We start from the raw sequence: 16,982 nt of genomic DNA, 5'->3' as shown, positions 1-16,982 counted from the left end.
ACCAAGAATGAGAACGAACCCTAAGACAAAAAACCTATTATCAAAATCGTTATTCTTTATGCTTCTTGTAATAGTTGTGTTGATATCAGGTTGCAGCAACAGTAATAACAGCAATTCTACGGCTAGAGCCAATAATACCGCCAATAATGAAGCTGCACAAGGATCTGAAGCTCAGGACAAGACAGTCACTGTTGCTATATCGTCTGATGCCGGTATAGACCGATTGGATGCCGGTGCCTATGATGGTTCGATGAATGTGCACGCGATGATATATGAGGGGTTAGTGGAGTATGGTGAAAAAGGCGAAATACTGCCGTCGCTTGCGGAGTCTTGGGATATTTCAGAAGATGGGAAAGTATATACGTTCCATCTTCGCCATGACGTCAAATTCTCTGACGGTACGGAGTTTAATGCCGACGCAGTTAAATTCTCCTTCGAACGCTGGATTAAGGATCCAGCCAATTCGTTAAATGTAGCAACTGCGATGCAATCCCTTGTTGTTGTGGACGAACATACGATCACAATGACATTCAACAAAGCGTATTATCCCTTCTTAACCGAGTTATCCTTTGCAAGACCGGTCCGAATTATCAGCCCTTCCGCTGTGGAACCCGCAGGAGATATTACGGGTAAATTCATTAAAGCGATTGGAACTGGCGCATGGATGGCAGAGAGCTACAAAACAGATCAGGAAGCCATACTCGTCAGAAATCCGAAGTATTGGGGAGAAATGCCGAAGCTGTCGAAAATTATTTTGAAGGTAATCCCAGATCCACAGTCCAGAGTACTAGCGCTGCAAGCTGGAGACATTGACATTGCCGGGGGACAAATGGGAAAGATTCCAGTCGAAAGCGTGCCAGTGATTGAAGCGGATTCTTCACTAACTTTGCAAAAAGCACAAGGAACAAACTCTCATTTCATGATCTTTAACTACAAAACGCCCGCACTTCAAGATCTGAATGTGCGCAAAGCTATCAATTTGGCAATTAATAAAAAAAGCATTGTCGAAGATCTTATGGACGGTATCGGCAGTGAAGCTCAAGGCCTGTTCCCGCTGACAGTTCCTTATGTGACGGAGTCCAATAATACTTGGTACGGCTTCAATCCGCTGGAAGCGAAGCAACTGCTAGCAGCTGCCGGTTACACGGATTCGGACGGAGATGGAATTGTACAGAAGGACGGAGCGCAGCTTGAGCTTAATTTCGTGCTGCAGCAGGCTGAATATCCCGAATGGAAGTCCATCAGTGAACTGGTTCAGTCTGAGTTAAAGGAGATTGGCATTAGAGTGAATCTTCAGGTTCTTGAGCCGAATGCTTATTATGATGCCTTATGGACAAGCAAAGCCTATGATCTAATCATGTACCGGACTTATGATGATGCTTATAATCCGCATGCATTCTTGCTGTCCCTATTTCATAAAACAGCTGACGCATCTGCTGTCGTATGGTCTGATCCTGGACTAGAAGCACTGATTGACACAGCAGTAGGAACAACCGATATTCAGGAACGTCAGACCGCATATGACTCCATTTTCTCCAAATTGTATCAGGAGGCTATGTTTGCAGCTATTTATTTCCCTGACGATATCTTAGCAGTAAATAATAGAGTGACTGGATTTAAACCGGGATACTCCACCTTTATGCCGGTCTTCTGGAATCTACTCGACATAGGAGAAAAATGATGTTAAAAGAGATTTCGAAATACTGGACATCAAGCTCGGAGAGTTATGACAAAGTCATACAGACTCAATTCCGCAGCAAAAAAACCATAAACCTCTGGAAACAACTGCTTATTAAAGGGTTGGGAACAACTCCCCAGCAAAAGGTGCTGGATGTGGGAACAGGGCCTGGCTTTTTCTCCATACTCTTATCACAGATGGGTCATCTGCCTACAGCGGTGGATACCTCTCAGGGAATGATCGATAGAGCTTCACGAAATTTTGAGAGTTATGGATATAAAGTTCCAGCTTATGTCGCTGATGCTGCCGATTTGCATATGGAGCTAGAGAATAGCTTTGAGGCAGTGGTCTGCAGGGATGTAGTATGGACGCTTCCTGATCCACAGAGTGCTTATGCTGAATGGTACCGGATTCTAAAACCGGGCGGGACCCTGATTATTTTTGACGGCAACTATTTGTATAAAGAGAGCAAGACTGTATTCCATAGACTTTGGTATGCCTTGTCCTGGACACTGATTCTACTCACAGAACAAAGAATCCGCCAGCGAAGCAGTCAAGATAAAAGCCTGCTAAGCGAGTTGCCATATGTTAATGTATTACGGCCTGAAGCTGACGAGACAGCGCTGAAACAGGCCGGGTTCCGAACCATAGATGTTCACCGGAACTTTATCCCTGCCCGTGCGATGCCGCTAGATTATTTGAAATACGGTTACCAGAATGTAAACCGGTTCATGATACTTGCCAAGAAGGAGTGAATGATAAATGGGTATACAACAAGAGGTGGAAATGTATTGGGAAGGCGAAGCCGAGCTGTACAGCGAAGGCATTCAGAAGGAACTCAACGGATTCCAGCGGGAAGCCTGGCTGAAGCTTATTCTCACTAATGCACCGCAGAAGGAAAGACTGCATGTCCTAGATATTGGCTGCGGTCCTGGCTTCTTCTCTGTGATTCTTTCGAGTGCCGGGCATCTGGTTACTGCGATCGATTGTACCGACAATATGCTGGAAGAAGCACGTGCCCACTCCATTCGGGAAGGTGTAACCGTTACTTTCCGCAAGATGGATTCGCACAAGCTTGACTTTGCTGCGGAGAGCTTCGATCTGATCGTGTGCCGCAATGTTACCTGGAGCCTTACCGATCCGCAGTCAGCCTACAAAGAGTGGAGAAGAGTACTTAAGCCTGGGGGACGGCTGCTAGTTTTTGATGCCAACTGGAATCGCCATCTCTGGGACGAAGAGATGCAGCAAAAGCGAGTAGAGGATCAGCAAACCTATGTAGATAAGGGCTTTGGTGAACTCCCGCATCATAAGGACATAGAGGAGACAGACCGTCTGAGTCTTGTATTGCCGCTGACCAGAGAATGGCGTCCCGAGTGGGATATACGGACTCTCAAAAAAGAAGGCTTCGCTAATATTTTTGCTGAAGAGAATTTGAACGCCAAAGTACTGGATGCGAAACAGCAAGTCTTAAACCGGTCAACACCAATGTTCATGATTTGTGCTGAGAAATAATAGAATAGTGAGAACCTACACATATTAAATGAAGTATACAATAAAAAGCAGCGATCTCTAAATGAGAGGCGCTGCTTTTTGTTTGATATTATCAATTGAATCTTAGCAGTTCACATTGGTATGCCTGAGTAGACATCCCCGCGACTGAGATGGTGGTGTAAAGATTGTGCAATGACAGGGCAGGCTCCCAGATAGGGCTAGCCTGATTAATCAACACGGTGTTCGTCTCGAATTTCTTTCCCAATGATGTTTTGCAGTATTTTTTTGTTACAATAGTCGACAAGGTTAAACCATTAAACGGGGGGATTATCTTGAATCGTCAAGAACGCTTGATTGAGTTGGCCACAGAGTTTAAAAATTGCCAACGAGCATTAACTGCGATTGGAGATGACACGCGCCAATCCATTATTATGGCTTTAATAGAGGGCGAGAGTGTGTGTGAAGAAGGAATTCGAGTGGGTGAACTGACTGCAAGGACACACTTGTCCCGCCCGGCCGTATCTCATCATCTGAAAGTGTTGAAGGACGCTAATTTGATTGGAATGAGTCGTGAAGGTACGATGAATTATTACTACCTAGATATCGAAGATAGCGATATTTTTAAATTAAAGAGATTGTTTGATAACATTACTCAATTTATACATGATGTTCAAAGTGAATCATCGGATTGAATACGGGAGGTGCTGATTATTTCTTCTACGATTAAAGTTCATATTTTACATTGCGGTCTAGTTCAAGTGGATTCTGCTGTGCCTTTTCAGCAAAACAAGTTGAATCCACTAGCGTTTACGGGCTTATTTCGCTCTCAGAAACATCAAATTGTACTGCCAGTGTCTTCCTATCTCATTGAGCACCCAAAAGGGCTAGTTCTGATTGACACCAGTTGGCATACGGATGTGAGAAGCGATCAAATCGGTTATTTGGGACGGATGACCTACATGGTCAGTAAAGCATTTCTACCGGAAGGCCAAGCTGTTCATGAACAGCTTTTAAACTTTGGAATTATGCCGAAGGATCTGGATTATGTCGTGATCAGTCACATGGATGCCGATCATGCCGGAGGTCTGAAGCTGGTGAAGGAAGCCAAACAGATTCTCACAAGCCAAATTGAATGGGAGGCAGCGAAAAGAAGTAAACTCCGTTACGCGAGTCACATGTGGTCAGGCGTAAACGTGGGTACTTTTTCAATGACGAATTCAGAATATGGTCCTGAGCAGCAATCCTTCGATTTATTTGGTGATAATTCTATTGTGTTTGTTCATACACCGGGGCATTCCCGGGGTATGGTCTCCACACTCGTACAGAGAAATGGGCGCTTCGTACTTTTGGCTAACGATACGGGATATGCCAGGAAATCCTGGGAAGAGATGATTTCACCGGGAATTGTGGTAAATAGGCAACAGGCTAAAGAATCCTTGAAATGGGTAAAGGAAATGAGTTTAGACCCAAATTGTATCGAAGTTCTGGCCAATCATGATCCTGAAGTCCATCCTCATTTGATTGAGTTATAATATAGGAGGATTTTAATGGAAGATTATATTTTGAACAATGATGTAGCAATGCCTAAAGTTGGTCTTGGTGTGTACAAAATGAAAAGTGAACATGAAGATGCATTGGTATGGGCGTTGAATCATGGTTATCGACATATCGATACTGCAGCTTTCTATCATAATGAAGAGCTTATTGCCAGTGCAATTAGAAAGTCTGGCGTAAAAAGAAAGGACCTCTTTATAACCACTAAGGTTTGGAGTTCCGATGTTGGCAAAAAAACCAATCAAGCTTTTGAAAAAAGCTTACAAAAACTTCAAACCGATTATATAGATCTTTACTTGATTCACTGGCCAGTTCGAGGGTACCTCGAAAGCTGGAGGACAATGGAGACACTATATAAGGAAGGAAAAATCAGAGCGATCGGCGTTGCGAATTTTGAACAAAACCAGCTAGAAGAGATAATGAAACAAAGAACGATAAAACCTGCTGTTAATCAAATTCAAACCAATCCTTATCTTCAACAGCATGCCCTCCATGAATACTTGGTACAACACCAAATCCAGCACATTGCCTGGGGTTCATTAGGACAGGGAAGCAGCCAGCTGTTCCAGGATCAGCTATTAAGTGAGCTTGCAGATAAGTATGGAAAAACGACTGCGCAAATCATGCTACGGTGGAGCATTCAGCTTGGGATTGCAGTGATTCCCAAATCGGTACATCCTGATAGGCTACAGCAAAATCTGGAGGTATTTGATTTTCAAATAGCTGATGGAGACATGAACCGCATCTCAACACTGGAGAGAAATAAGCGGGGGATAAATGACCCAAATAACAAACTTTTTTTATGGTTCCTCCGGTTTATCCGATAACTGGAAGATTAAAGTCATTATTTATTAATTAAATAGTAAAGGAGTGCGTTAACATGGCAACAATCGTTTTGCTAGGCGGAAATGGGTATATTGGGAGGTCGGTTACTAAGCATTGGCTGAAGAAAGATCCCCAAGCTCATTTTTGGGTGGTATCGAGAACAGGGAACAACAAGCTGAATGACATACGGATTCATAATGTCGTTGCCGATGTAACTAATTATGAAGCAGTTGTGGCAGTCATACCCGAGAAGATTGATTATATCGTGGACTTAGTTGGTCGCCCAGAAAAGAATGATGCTGATTTAGAATTAATCAATCGTGTACCCGCGGATGTGATGAAAAAAATTGCAGAGAATTATGAGGTTAAAGCGATGGGCTTTATTGGAGGTACGCTTGGTCCTAAATCGTTTACTAGTATGAAAACAGATATCATAGAGCAACTGAAGAAAGGCCAAATCCGGTTGGAGGTCGTCGAACCTACACTTGTCTATGGGGAAGATAGAAATGACAGTCTGTCCAAGATGGTTCCCATTTTTAAATTTCTTGGTATTTTTTCTAAAGGACTAAAGCCGGTATTGGTAACACAATTAGCGGAAGAACTAGTCCAAAAAATCATTCGCAGATAGAAAGAGTTAGTTAATTTTTAGGTAATAATTGAAGCTATACAAAAAAAGTGACCACAAATGTTTAAAGGCGATGGAGAAAAGTCTAAATAATCAATTAAGTTAACTAAAGCACCGTGCCAAAGCATGGTGCTTTAGTTAACTTAATTTACTGGAGATCATTTCGCAATGTTTATTAAGGGATCAGCTGTTGCGAGACAAGAATACATACCACGTCGCTATGTTAGCGGCTTTTTTGTGTTAAGGAATCAGTTTTTGGGCTTGTTCATATTCCGTTCATATTGTCGTCACGAAGGGTACATCTTGATTGATTACACTTTGAATATGTCGTCAAGGCGGCACTTCAGATACAGGGACAAGGAAGGGAAGAGATGAACGTGGCAAATAAGGTGGAATTAAAAACAACAGGGACTAAGAGCCACAAGAAACGGAACCTATGGTTAAAAATAATCGGAGGTATTGTAGGGGCGCTCGTGTTGTTCATGGGCATCGTTTTTATCGTTGATTCTATTAGCGATGGGGTAGAGAAAAAGAAAATCGAATCGTATGGCCAGTATGTCAATGTGGATGGGAAAAAAATGAATGTGCTTATTCAAGGAAGCGGTGAACAAACGGTTGTACTCCTACCGGGACAAGGAACCCCGACGCCTGCACTTGATTTCAAATTGCTGATCGATGAAATTACCCCTAATTATAAAGTCGTGGTGGTCGAGCCTTTCGGTTATGGTTTGAGCGATGAAACCGAGAAGGAGAGAACGACTGAGAATATAGTAAGTGAGGTTCACGAAGCAGTGCAGCAACTGGGTTTAGACCGTTATATTCTAATGGGACATTCCATCGCGGGACTTTACGGAGCGACCTATGTGAACACATATCCGGATGAAGTTCTTGCTTTTGTCGGCATCGATAGCAGCGTTCCCAATCAACCCGGAATGGATGTCAAATTACCTTTGAACGCCATGAAATTTCTTCAAAAATCAGGTCTAATGAGATTGGTCCAAAAAGTGAGCGGAGATCCCTATGAATCGCTTGCGTTCGATGAGCATACCAAAGAACAGATGCGTTTGATTTCGAATCAAGTCGCGACCAATCCAACATTGATGAATGAACTGGGCCACCTCGGTTCCAATTTCAAAAATGGAGAAAAACTCACAATGCCAAATGACTTGCCGCTGCTTCTCTTCGTTCAATCGAATAACGAGCACAATAAACAGTGGATTCCGCTGCATGAGGAGCAAGTCAAACAATCCGCACAGGGCAAAATGATCCCAATGGAAGGTTCACATTATCTGCATCATACAAAATACAAAGAAATCGCTGAGGCATTCAAAGAGTACATGAAACAAATTCAAATTCAATAGTAGGGTTGATAATTAAACTGCGGAGCCGAACTTGGTTCCGTGGTTTCTTTGTTTTTTTCATTTATAAACACGATTTTTAAACCTTATTCCTGGGACATTGGAGTATGGTATACCTCAAGACAAATTTTGGTCATTTCGTCAATGGATTTTGCAAAGTCTGATTGTATCCATTTAAGGAGAACATTATAGAGGGCCCCCGCTTTAAAGTATATTCGGTACACATTCTCGTCGCTTTTGTCATGAGCAGTAGAAAGCATCATTTCATTCAAGCAATCCAGAATTACATGATCAAACTTTGCACTCTGAAGTGCTTTGTAAATGTTCCGCTGCTGAAAAATAACTTCAAAAAGCACTTTGATAAATTTTTGAGGTTCTTTAGCTTTGCCTGTTAATTCATTGGTGTAAGGTAAGAGTTTTTGATTAATTTCAAAAATAAGCGAATCGACCAAATCCACCAGGATCTCTTGCTTGGAGGAATAGTTGTTGTAATAGGCTGTTCGAGAAACCCCTGCGCGCTTCACAATATCGGTGATGGTGATTTTGTCAAAAGGCTGTTCCTGGATCAAGAAGACTAATGCCGTACAGATGGCTTCTCTTGTCAAACGGTTGGTTTCTTTATTGGAACGATGCTGAGAGGTATTTGGACTGTATAATTCATGATTTGAGATGACATTTCCCCTCCGTTTGTACATTCTGATGTTCGTTTCATTGTTTTTCATGAGTATTTTCAATATGCTAAAACCATAAGGCATTACAAATGTAATGTCAAAATAATCGTTAGTTAAAATGGGAGGGCGTCATGTTAGAAATCTTATATAGACGATTGTCAGCGGTGCTGCTTTTGATCCTAGCACTATGTGCTACGGTATTCATTGGCAAAGAAACGGTAATCTCGATCGTGACCATTATCTTTTTGTTAGCAGAATTAGGCATCTCTTTTTTACTATTAAAGAAGCGTGAGAAGTTACATGTAGTATTTATTAGTGCGATGGTGGCAGAAGGGTTATTCTTACTAACAAGAAATTTTTGGCTGCTTGCGCTTTCTATCCTCTTGCTGATCATAGCGGGCATATGGAGAGGACTCTTGGGGCAAAAGGTAAGCAGAAGAGTTACTCCGTTTCTAGTGGTTCGTAAAGTGTTATTCAGCATTGCTGCACTTATCGTTACTGCACTTTGGGGTATTGGAATCTATGCGAAACCTATTACAACACCTGTAGCATTAGCAGCTGATACGGCAGTGACGATCGATGAACGTAAATTGGATTCTGCAGCAGTGATGCTCAAAGATATTGAAGTAATGAATTCTTTTGGAAGCCGTACAACCGGCTCTGAGGGTCACAATCAGTTTATTGCTTGGCTGGAGCAACAGGTAACGGATATGGGGCTGCAAGTATTTCGTGATCGCTATACTTTTGACCGATGGGAAGAAAAGAACAGTGCTTTAATGATTGATCAGCAGGAAATTCATGTCTCTTCAGCTTTTCCCTATTCCGGGGAAACTGACGAAAAAGGTGTAACTGGGGAGCTGGTGTATACGAAGCGTGGTGAATATGGCCAGGCCAGCGGAAAAATTGCTGTCATTGAAATTGAGAATTTCAGAAATTTTCCAAGTGGGATCGTTATGAATATGCGGGCTTCATCTCCAATGGACAACCAAATTGCCCCAAATGAAGGCGATCTGGTCCTCACTACAGCTTTAAAAGAAGCTAAATTGGAGCAAGCGAAGGAAAAGGGCGTAAAAGCTGTTGTTTTAGTCTGGAAAGGGGTATCTGACGATAAGGTTGAAGAGCAATATGTGCCTTTTACCACCGATTATGCTGGAATCCCTGCGATCTGGGTGAATGAAACGGAAGGGCAAAAGGTGATCAGGGCAGCTCAGGAGCATAAAGAAGGTACGGTTATTTTAGAAGCGGTAATACAAAAAGATGCCCCAACAGAATCCTTTTATGTGAAAATTGACGGTAAGAATAAAGACGAAGCAATTATCGTAAATACTCATACGGATGGGATAAATGTGGTGGAGGAGAATGGCGCTGTGGGCATACTGTCTATGATTCGTTACTTACAGCAGGAGCAGCCGGAACGTACGATGATATTTGCTTTTGTGACAGGGCATTTTAGATTACCGGAGTTCAAAGGGTCCTCTCAGGCAACTTCCACCTGGATGGAGGGGCATCGAGAGCTGTGGGATGGCAAGAATGGCCATTTAAAAGCTGTAGCTGGAATTACGATTGAGCATTTAGGCAGCATGGAGTGGAAGGACGATGATACGGGTCACTATGGTCCAACTGGACAAATAAGTACAGAATATACCTATGCGGGCAATGAAATGATGGCAGCCATTTGGCTGAAGGCTATTGAAAAGACAGATAGCACACGTACTGTATTATTGCGTGGACATAACAAGTTTGAGTTTGGAGAGAGTCAGCCCTTATTTGAAGCAGGGATACCGGTGATTGGTTTCATTCCAATGCCCGACTATCTGCTCGTGGATAGTGACAACAGAGAGATGGACAAATTTGATGCAAAGCTAATGCATACGCAAATTGTATCGTTGCTGAAAGCGGTCAAGCTAGTGGACGGAACGGAGACGACTAAGCTTGGGAAGTCAGATGGGTATTCTTTTTTCTACGGCCGTACTAAATGATATTGGCAGATCAAGATTTGTCATGACGAAGATGACATTAGCTTTAATTCAAAAAACACTGATGATTTGAGTCAGTGTTTTTTTGTTGCAAAAGGGGGATATATTACGGCTCAAAATGAGAAAATATCGTTTTTTTTGCCAGCATCGAAGTAGGAGGGAACTTGTGACATCACATATACACTAATCAATCAATAGCTCCTTCGGGTACTTTTTGTGTTATTCACTGAGTTGTCAGAAAGATTTGACCCTTTCTTGAACGTTTAGGGATTAAGAGATATCTGTGATTGAATTACTTGCAATTTAAGATAAGATGATTTTAATTATTAGGTCACATTATAATTTTGACTGCTCAGTATCAGATAAATCGGGCTCGCCAACTCTTGCTTTGTGAATTTTTTCTCTTTTTACATAGCAAAGAACGATGAACGTCATACTAAAACGAACAGGCAACGATGTCGCTGAACCTTGCTAAACCTGATATTGAATGCAGCCAACAGTTAGCAGGCCTAATCATAGAAAAATGAACAGTGTTTTGAAGGGAGCAGTAAAGAATGGCAATTGATACGGTGCTATGGAGCAGGCTGGTGACAGGCTTGACTCTCGGGTTCCACGTTATTTTTGCGACGATTGGCGTCGGTATACCGCTAATGATCGCTATAGCAGAGTTTATCGGGATTCGGAAGAAGGACCCCCATTATACACTTATGGCAAAGCGGTGGTCTCGAGGATTTGTCATTTCTGTGGCGGTTGGTGTCGTGACCGGTACAGCGATTTCACTACAGCTGGCCCTGGTATGGCCGAATTTTATGAAACTGGCTGGGAATGTCATTGCACTTCCGTTATTCATGGAGGTGTTCGCGTTCTTCTTTGAAGCTATCTTCTTGGGCATTTATTTGTATACATGGGGTCGGTTCAAAAATCCGTATATCCATTGGCTGCTGACGATACCGATTGTCGCCGGGGCAGGCATGTCTGCCGTTTTTATTACGACGGTGAACGGATTCATGAACCAGCCTGAAGGCTTTGTCATGGAAGCAGGCCAATTCACAGCGATTAACCCGGTGCAAGCGATGCTGAATACGGCGACGTTCTCCAAAGTGTTCCATGTATTAAGCTCGGCCTATTTGACTGGAGCTGCCTTGTTAGCCGGGATTGCAGCCTTCGCGATGCTGAGAAAAGGTGTGTCCGCATACCACAAAAAATCTTTAAATCTAATGATGGCGGTCGTTTTACTATTCGGTTTGCTGAACACGTTAGCCGGTGATGTGTCCGCCAAGTTTTTGGCCGAGCATCAGCCAGAGAAGCTTGCAGCGGCAGAGTGGCATTTTGAGACGAGCAGCAGTGTGGATTTGGTGCTATTGGGATGGCTGAATGCAGAGCATGAAGTTCTAGGGGCTCTTCATCTGCCGAAGCTGCTCAGCTTCCTGGCCTTTGGAGACTTTAATGCAGAGGTGACGGGGCTCGAGGAATTCCCCAAGGAAGAATGGCCACCGCTTCTCGTTCATTATCTGTTTGATTTAATGGTCGGAATTGGATTTACTCTGCTCGCGATTTCGTTTTTATATTTTCTGTTTGTGTTCTGGAAAAAGCGTAATGCGCTTAACAAATGGATGCTTCGCATCATCGCACTGAGCGCCCCTCTCGCTTTTCTGGCTGTTGAGCTGGGATGGTTTTATGCAGAGATTGGCCGACAGCCGTGGATTATCCGTGGATATATGCGTGTTGAGGAGGCTGCCACGTCTTCACCGAATGTAAGAATTATATTCTTCGCCTTATTGCTCTTGTACATCGTACTCGGCAGTATGTGTGTAATCGTGCTGAGACGCTTGTTCAACAATAATCCGGCAGAAGCTGAGATGGAGAAATGGATGAAGGATCATCCTAATCAATTTACGGAAAAGGGGGGCACTGAATGATGAGTTACGAATTGATTGGCATCTCGGTGCTCTGGCTGTTTTTGTACGGCTATTTAATTATAGCTTCCATTGATTTCGGAGCGGGCTTCTTCGCCTTTTATGCACGTTTAACAAAGCAGGATCATCTCATTAATCGTCTGATTTCCCGATATTTATCACCCGTATGGGAGATTACAAATGTATTTTTTATCTTTTTCTATATTGGCATCGTCGGTTTTTTTCCGGACACAGCCTATTATTATGGCTCCGCGTTACTTGTTCCGGGAAGCATTGCAGTGATTCTTCTTGCGATTCGCGGTTCATTCTATGCTTTTGAAAATTACGGTTCCAAGAAAAACATAGTTTATCTTTTTTTGTACGGAGCTACAGGTTTGCTTATTCCAGCATCGTTGTCAGTGGCGCTAACTTTGTCTGAAGGCGGCTTTATCGTGAAGCAGGGGGAGACGGTTTCTCTAGATTACTGGGCGCTGTTTACCAATCCATTATCGTGGAGTATCGTTGGACTGGCAATCGTGTCCGTTTTGTTCATTAGCGGCTCATTTCTGACATTTTACGCATCTCGGGCGGAGGATCATTCCGCGTTGAAGCTGATGCGCAACTACGCCCTGTTTTGGAGCACACCGACGATAATCCTCGCACTGACAGCATTTATCTATTTGGGTCAACACAATGAGCGGCATTTTCAAAATATGATGGATTTATGGTGGTTGCTGGCACTTTCCGTTGCTTTCTTCATGATCGCGATGTGGCTATTATATAACGGACGCCTTTACGGATTAGCTTTTATATGCGTCATGTTGCAGTTTTTCTGTGCCTTTTTCGCTTATGGGATTGGGCAATACCCTTATATTCTTGATCCGTATATCACGATTCAGAGCAGTGCAACTTCACCGGCAATGGGTTTAGCGTTAGTAATTGTGTTTATCGGCGGTCTATGCCTGTTGATCCCATCCCTTATTCTGGTCTTCAAACTCTTCCTGTTTGATGCGGATTATGTTAAAGGGAAAAAATAAAGCTGATTAATCCATTACGGTATGTTTGAGGTTTTCCTACCAGCCTATAGATAAAGGAGGTGTGATCTGTGAAGAGGAAATCCAGTCTGATTTCTCAACAAATGTCTTCACAAAGGAAAAACATGGCTCTCCTCGCAATCATTTCACTAGCGCTTGGTATAGCTATTGTGAGTCAGGCTGGACTGCTTGCTGAAGCAGTCCAACGGATTTTTGTCGAGAAAGCTTCATTTTCATCGGTTATCCTGTTGCTCGGCATACTTCTAGCTGTTATGGCTGTGCGCACACTGTTGTCTTATGGAAACGGTATAGTTGGCTTACATATGGCTGCCACTGCTAAGACAAATATGCGCGCTGCCGTGCTGCAAAACTTGACTCATGCCTCCATGCCTTCAACCCTTCGTGGACAGACGGGAGGAAAGGTCAGTGTTGCTCTGGATGCTGTGGATGAGGCCGATAGTTATTTCAGTCAATACATGCCGCGTATGATGGAAGCTGCTATCATCCCGGTTCTGATTTTGGTCGTTACATTTATCCAACATGCCAACACAGGTTTCATTCTATTGTTTACTGCTCCGTTCATCCCGCTGTTCATGATTTTGGTAGGGCTGAAAACGAAGAACAAATCCGAAGAAAAATATGCGCAACTGGCTGAGTTCTCAGGGACGTTTCTGGATTCTCTTCAAGGACTGGTGACATTGAAAATATTTGGACGGGCTTACCGTCAGCAACAGGAGATCGAGCGCAGTAGCTTGGGTTATCGTGATGCCACAATGGGCATTTTGAAGATTGCGTTTACGAATACCTTCATGCTGGAATCGATCGTAATGCTTAGCATTGGCATTGTCGCTCTTGAACTGGCCATCCAGTTGCTCGTTTTCAAAGCTATGACGTTCCACACCGCCTTTCTCGTTTTGCTGCTCGTTCCCGAGTTTTACAACCTGTTAAAGAATACGGGAACGGCCTTTCACAGTGGCCGGACAAGTATGGGTGCGGTTCGTAAGGTGGAACAGATGCTTGAGGAAACGGCAGGGGGGAGCAGGGACGCTAATGGCATTGAAGGAGCATTAACAACCGATGGAATCGACGAGATCGACAGCATGGATAAGGTCGGTGATAGGACCGACAGAATAAGCAAATTGGAACTTACCCATTCTGGAGACCTTTTAATACCGCCGTCCATCGTAATTGACCAACTCCGGTTTCAGTATGCTCCAGATTCTTTCGAGCTTAAGACGGGGCGGATCCAGCTTAGTCCAGGAGAACACATTGCCATTGTTGGCAAAAGCGGTTCCGGCAAAACGACTTTGCTACATCTCATTGCCGGTCTGCTGAAACCAGAATCGGGAACGCTTCTGGTGAATGGAAGTCCACTCTCGCAATACGATGAAACTGAATGGTTCGAACATGTTAGCTACATTACGCAGCATCCGTATATTTTTGCAGGCACATTTTCTGAAAATATTGCGATTGGTGCTCGTGGGAGCATCTCCAGGGCAGAAATTGAGCGGGCGGGGGAAGAAGCAGGACTCGCTGCGCTTACAGCCCAATTAGAGCATGGATTTGATACCTTTGTTGGTGAAGGAGGCCGGGGACTGTCTGGTGGGGAAAAGCAACGGCTTGCCTTAGCACGCGCTTTTTTGAAGCGTCCTGCTATCATTTTGTTTGATGAACCCACAGTTGGACTGGATTTGCACACCGAGCGGGTACTGCAACGCTCCATAGCCAAACTGGCAAAAACGGCTACAATGATTACGGTAGCTCACCGATTATATACGATTCAACAAGCCGACAAGATTTTGTTTATGGACAATGGAGTGTTGGTGGACTCGGGACGACATGACGAGCTTCTGGAGCGCCTGCCTCAGTATGCCGAGATGATTGATGTAGAGCGGAAAGGGGGGATATCCTCATGAATGAACTGGCTGTTCTGTCAAAGGCGATGATTCAGGAGCGCAAGGATATCATTCTTTCGATTTTGGGTGGATTTATCGCCGGCATAGCCGGTGTGGCACTCTTTTCTGCGAGCGGATATCTGATTTCGCAAACGGTATTTGCGCCACCGCTTTATACTTTAATTGTACTCACCTCCATGGTCAAACTGCTGGGTCTGCTTCGGGCGGCGAGTCGTTATGGAGAACGCTTGTATTCTCACCGGGCGACATTCTCCATGCTTAGCCGTTTACGTACATCCTTTTTTGCCAAGCTTATTCCTTTAACGCCTGGTATATTGAACAAAAATCGAAGCGGGGATCTGCTTGCGCGGATCGTTGGGGATGTGGAAAGTTTGCAAAATTATTTTTTGCGAGTCGCTTATCCTCCGATCATGGTCGTCATGGTGTTTTTGACTACGGTGCTGTTTACTTCTACCTTTTCGATCTGGATTGCCGTTTTGTTTGTAATAGGTATGCTGGTAACGGCATTCGTTGTACCGGGAATTGTGTTACTCGGGCAGCGGAGAATACATGGACGCGTTCGTGAGCAGAGGGCGCAGCTGTCCACGGAAGTTACCGAAGTGTTATACGGTTTCCGGGATTTAAAAGTATATGGTCAATTGGCACAGCGTGAGGAACATCTCCAGCATGCTTCCACTGTATTGGCAGCTGAGCAGCAACGAGCAGCCGGGCAACTGCTGCGCGGGCAATCGATGCACACTTTTGTTACGTTTTTCGTTTCCTGGGGAGTGCTTACGCTTGGCGCCTATTTAATTATGGAAGGAGCGCTTGCAGGCGTATTTCTTGCCATGCTGGTTATGGCATCACAAACCGTATTTGAAGAAGCGGCGGCTATGGCCACATTACCCGCGTATAAAGAGGATAGCGAACACGCAGCCAAACGACTGACGGAAACAGTTCAGACCTTTGATGAGCAGTCTTCGCAGCCAAGTGGCACATTGTCTGTTGATCATGCCGTTACGATGGAGCTATCCGATGTTACGTTTCAATATGAAGGGGAGTGGAGACCGGCGCTCAGGGATGTATCCCTGCACATTTTACCTGGTTCCAAAACGGCGATTGTCGGGCCGAGTGGATCAGGAAAATCAACGATTATCGAATTGCTGCTCAAGCTGCGAACACCAACGGCCGGTGATATACGGTTAAACGGCATTTCGGTGAAGGAACTGGATGAAACGAGCATTTGGCAAGCGGCTACTGTAGTGTTTCAGCAAAGTCATTTCTTCCGGGGAACGATCCGGGACAACCTGCTGCTGAATGGAGAAGAACATGCAGACGAACAATTGTTGGATGTGCTAGCAAAAATGCAGCTGCCCGATACATCGTTGACCGATATGGTGTATGAAAAAGGGGAGAATCTGTCAGACGGCGAGAAGCAGAGGTTGGCTCTGGCGCGAGCGATGCTCCGCAAAGGACGGGTATGGCTTCTGGACGAACCCACTTCATCGCTGGATTATGTGACAGAGCATCATGTTTTGAAGCATCTCTACGCACAGGCGGCTAATGATACGCTTCTCCTGATTTGTCATCGGCTAACCGGATTGGAAGAGATGGACCAGATTGTGGTCATGGACCAAGGCAAGGTAGTCGAAACAGGGTCCTATTCGGAGTTGATGGGGCAAAAAGGCTATTTTTATGAGATGAAACAAATCGAACAGCAAATGATCGGAGAAGTTGGAGTGTAAAAAAAGCAAGAGCTCCTCTGAGCATTCGATCAATCTTACCAAGCAACAGGCTAAAGAATAACTTCCGGTGTAATATCGGGAGCAGTTCTTTAGCCTGTTTTGCGATTCTCGCCTAGACTATAATCCACGTCTGTCTTAAACGATGAGCAGTTCTTCAAAAACTGGTAATAAAAATCGCTTCAGAGAAAAACGCTAAACCGGCTCAAATTGTATTAGCACACGTAAATTGGAGCGT

General features: G+C 44.1%; 14 protein-coding genes. 13 read left to right on the top strand and 1 reads right to left on the bottom strand.

Annotation, left to right across the window (positions count from 1 at the left end; translation table 11 throughout):
• Window positions 1-7: 7 nt before the first annotated feature.
• The 8 genes from MHI15_RS21375 (at window position 8) to MHI15_RS21340 (ending at window position 7,534) form a co-directional block, all read left to right on the top strand.
• A complete protein-coding gene (locus tag MHI15_RS21375) occupies window positions 8-1,681 on the top strand; it encodes a nickel ABC transporter substrate-binding protein (RefSeq protein ID WP_341164825.1) in 1,674 nt (557 codons plus the stop codon).
• Entirely contained in the window at window positions 1,681-2,433 is a 753-nt protein-coding gene (locus MHI15_RS21370; RefSeq protein ID WP_341164824.1) for a class I SAM-dependent methyltransferase, read from the top strand. Before MHI15_RS21375 ends, MHI15_RS21370 begins: the two co-directional genes overlap by 1 nt.
• A gap of 7 nt (window positions 2,434-2,440) precedes the next feature.
• The gene (locus MHI15_RS21365) at window positions 2,441-3,190 is read left to right on the top strand and encodes a class I SAM-dependent methyltransferase (RefSeq protein WP_312151154.1); all 750 of its coding nucleotides are present in this window, start codon (window positions 2,441-2,443) and stop codon (window positions 3,188-3,190) included.
• 311 nt (window positions 3,191-3,501) lie between these two features.
• The gene (locus tag MHI15_RS21360; RefSeq protein WP_341164823.1) at window positions 3,502-3,861 is read left to right on the top strand and encodes an ArsR/SmtB family transcription factor; all 360 of its coding nucleotides are present in this window, start codon (window positions 3,502-3,504) and stop codon (window positions 3,859-3,861) included.
• A gap of 18 nt (window positions 3,862-3,879) precedes the next feature.
• Window positions 3,880-4,701 (top strand): N-acyl homoserine lactonase family protein, encoded by an 822-nt coding sequence (locus MHI15_RS21355; RefSeq protein ID WP_445668011.1) that lies wholly within the window; start codon window positions 3,880-3,882, stop codon window positions 4,699-4,701.
• A gap of 15 nt (window positions 4,702-4,716) precedes the next feature.
• Entirely contained in the window at window positions 4,717-5,550 is an 834-nt protein-coding gene (locus MHI15_RS21350; RefSeq protein WP_341164821.1) for an aldo/keto reductase, read from the top strand.
• Between the two features lie 53 nt (window positions 5,551-5,603).
• Window positions 5,604-6,176, top strand: a complete 573-nt coding sequence (locus tag MHI15_RS21345) for an NAD-dependent epimerase/dehydratase family protein (protein ID WP_341164820.1) — start codon at window positions 5,604-5,606, stop codon at window positions 6,174-6,176.
• Between the two features lie 368 nt (window positions 6,177-6,544).
• The gene (locus MHI15_RS21340; protein WP_076277355.1) at window positions 6,545-7,534 is read left to right on the top strand and encodes an alpha/beta fold hydrolase; all 990 of its coding nucleotides are present in this window, start codon (window positions 6,545-6,547) and stop codon (window positions 7,532-7,534) included.
• A gap of 83 nt (window positions 7,535-7,617) precedes the next feature.
• On the opposite strand, the gene MHI15_RS21335 is transcribed toward MHI15_RS21340, so the two are convergent.
• Entirely contained in the window at window positions 7,618-8,253 is a 636-nt protein-coding gene (locus MHI15_RS21335) for a TetR/AcrR family transcriptional regulator (protein WP_217696907.1), read from the bottom strand.
• An 80-nt stretch (window positions 8,254-8,333) separates the two neighbouring features.
• Here MHI15_RS21335 and MHI15_RS21330 point away from each other — a divergent pair, with 80 nt between their 5' ends.
• The 5 genes from MHI15_RS21330 to cydC all read left to right on the top strand — a co-directional run bounded on the left by MHI15_RS21330 (window position 8,334) and on the right by cydC (window position 16,747).
• Window positions 8,334-10,181: a hypothetical protein gene (locus MHI15_RS21330; protein WP_341164819.1), complete on the top strand. Its 1,848-nt coding sequence runs from the start codon at window positions 8,334-8,336 to the stop codon at window positions 10,179-10,181.
• Window positions 10,182-10,732: 551 nt separating this feature from the next.
• On the top strand, window positions 10,733-12,097 hold the full coding sequence (locus tag MHI15_RS21325) for a cytochrome ubiquinol oxidase subunit I (RefSeq protein ID WP_341164818.1): 1,365 nt from the start codon (window positions 10,733-10,735) through the stop codon (window positions 12,095-12,097).
• Window positions 12,094-13,110, top strand: coding sequence for a cytochrome d ubiquinol oxidase subunit II (locus MHI15_RS21320; protein ID WP_341164817.1), 1,017 nt, complete (start codon window positions 12,094-12,096; stop codon window positions 13,108-13,110). The genes MHI15_RS21325 and MHI15_RS21320 overlap by 4 nt, the downstream gene beginning before the upstream one ends.
• 68 nt (window positions 13,111-13,178) lie before the next feature.
• On the top strand, window positions 13,179-15,023 hold the full coding sequence (cydD, locus tag MHI15_RS21315) for a thiol reductant ABC exporter subunit CydD (RefSeq protein ID WP_339187086.1): 1,845 nt from the start codon (window positions 13,179-13,181) through the stop codon (window positions 15,021-15,023).
• Window positions 15,020-16,747: a thiol reductant ABC exporter subunit CydC gene (gene cydC / locus MHI15_RS21310; protein ID WP_341164816.1), complete on the top strand. Its 1,728-nt coding sequence runs from the start codon at window positions 15,020-15,022 to the stop codon at window positions 16,745-16,747. Before cydD ends, cydC begins: the two co-directional genes overlap by 4 nt.
• Window positions 16,748-16,982: the final 235 nt, after the last annotated feature.

The organism is Paenibacillus sp. FSL H7-0918 (assembly GCF_038007025.1).
GTDB classification, from domain to species: domain Bacteria; phylum Bacillota; class Bacilli; order Paenibacillales; family Paenibacillaceae; genus Paenibacillus_AQ; species Paenibacillus_AQ odorifer.
Note: the sequence above shows the minus strand (reverse complement) of the source record. Positions and strands in the feature narration are given on the sequence as shown.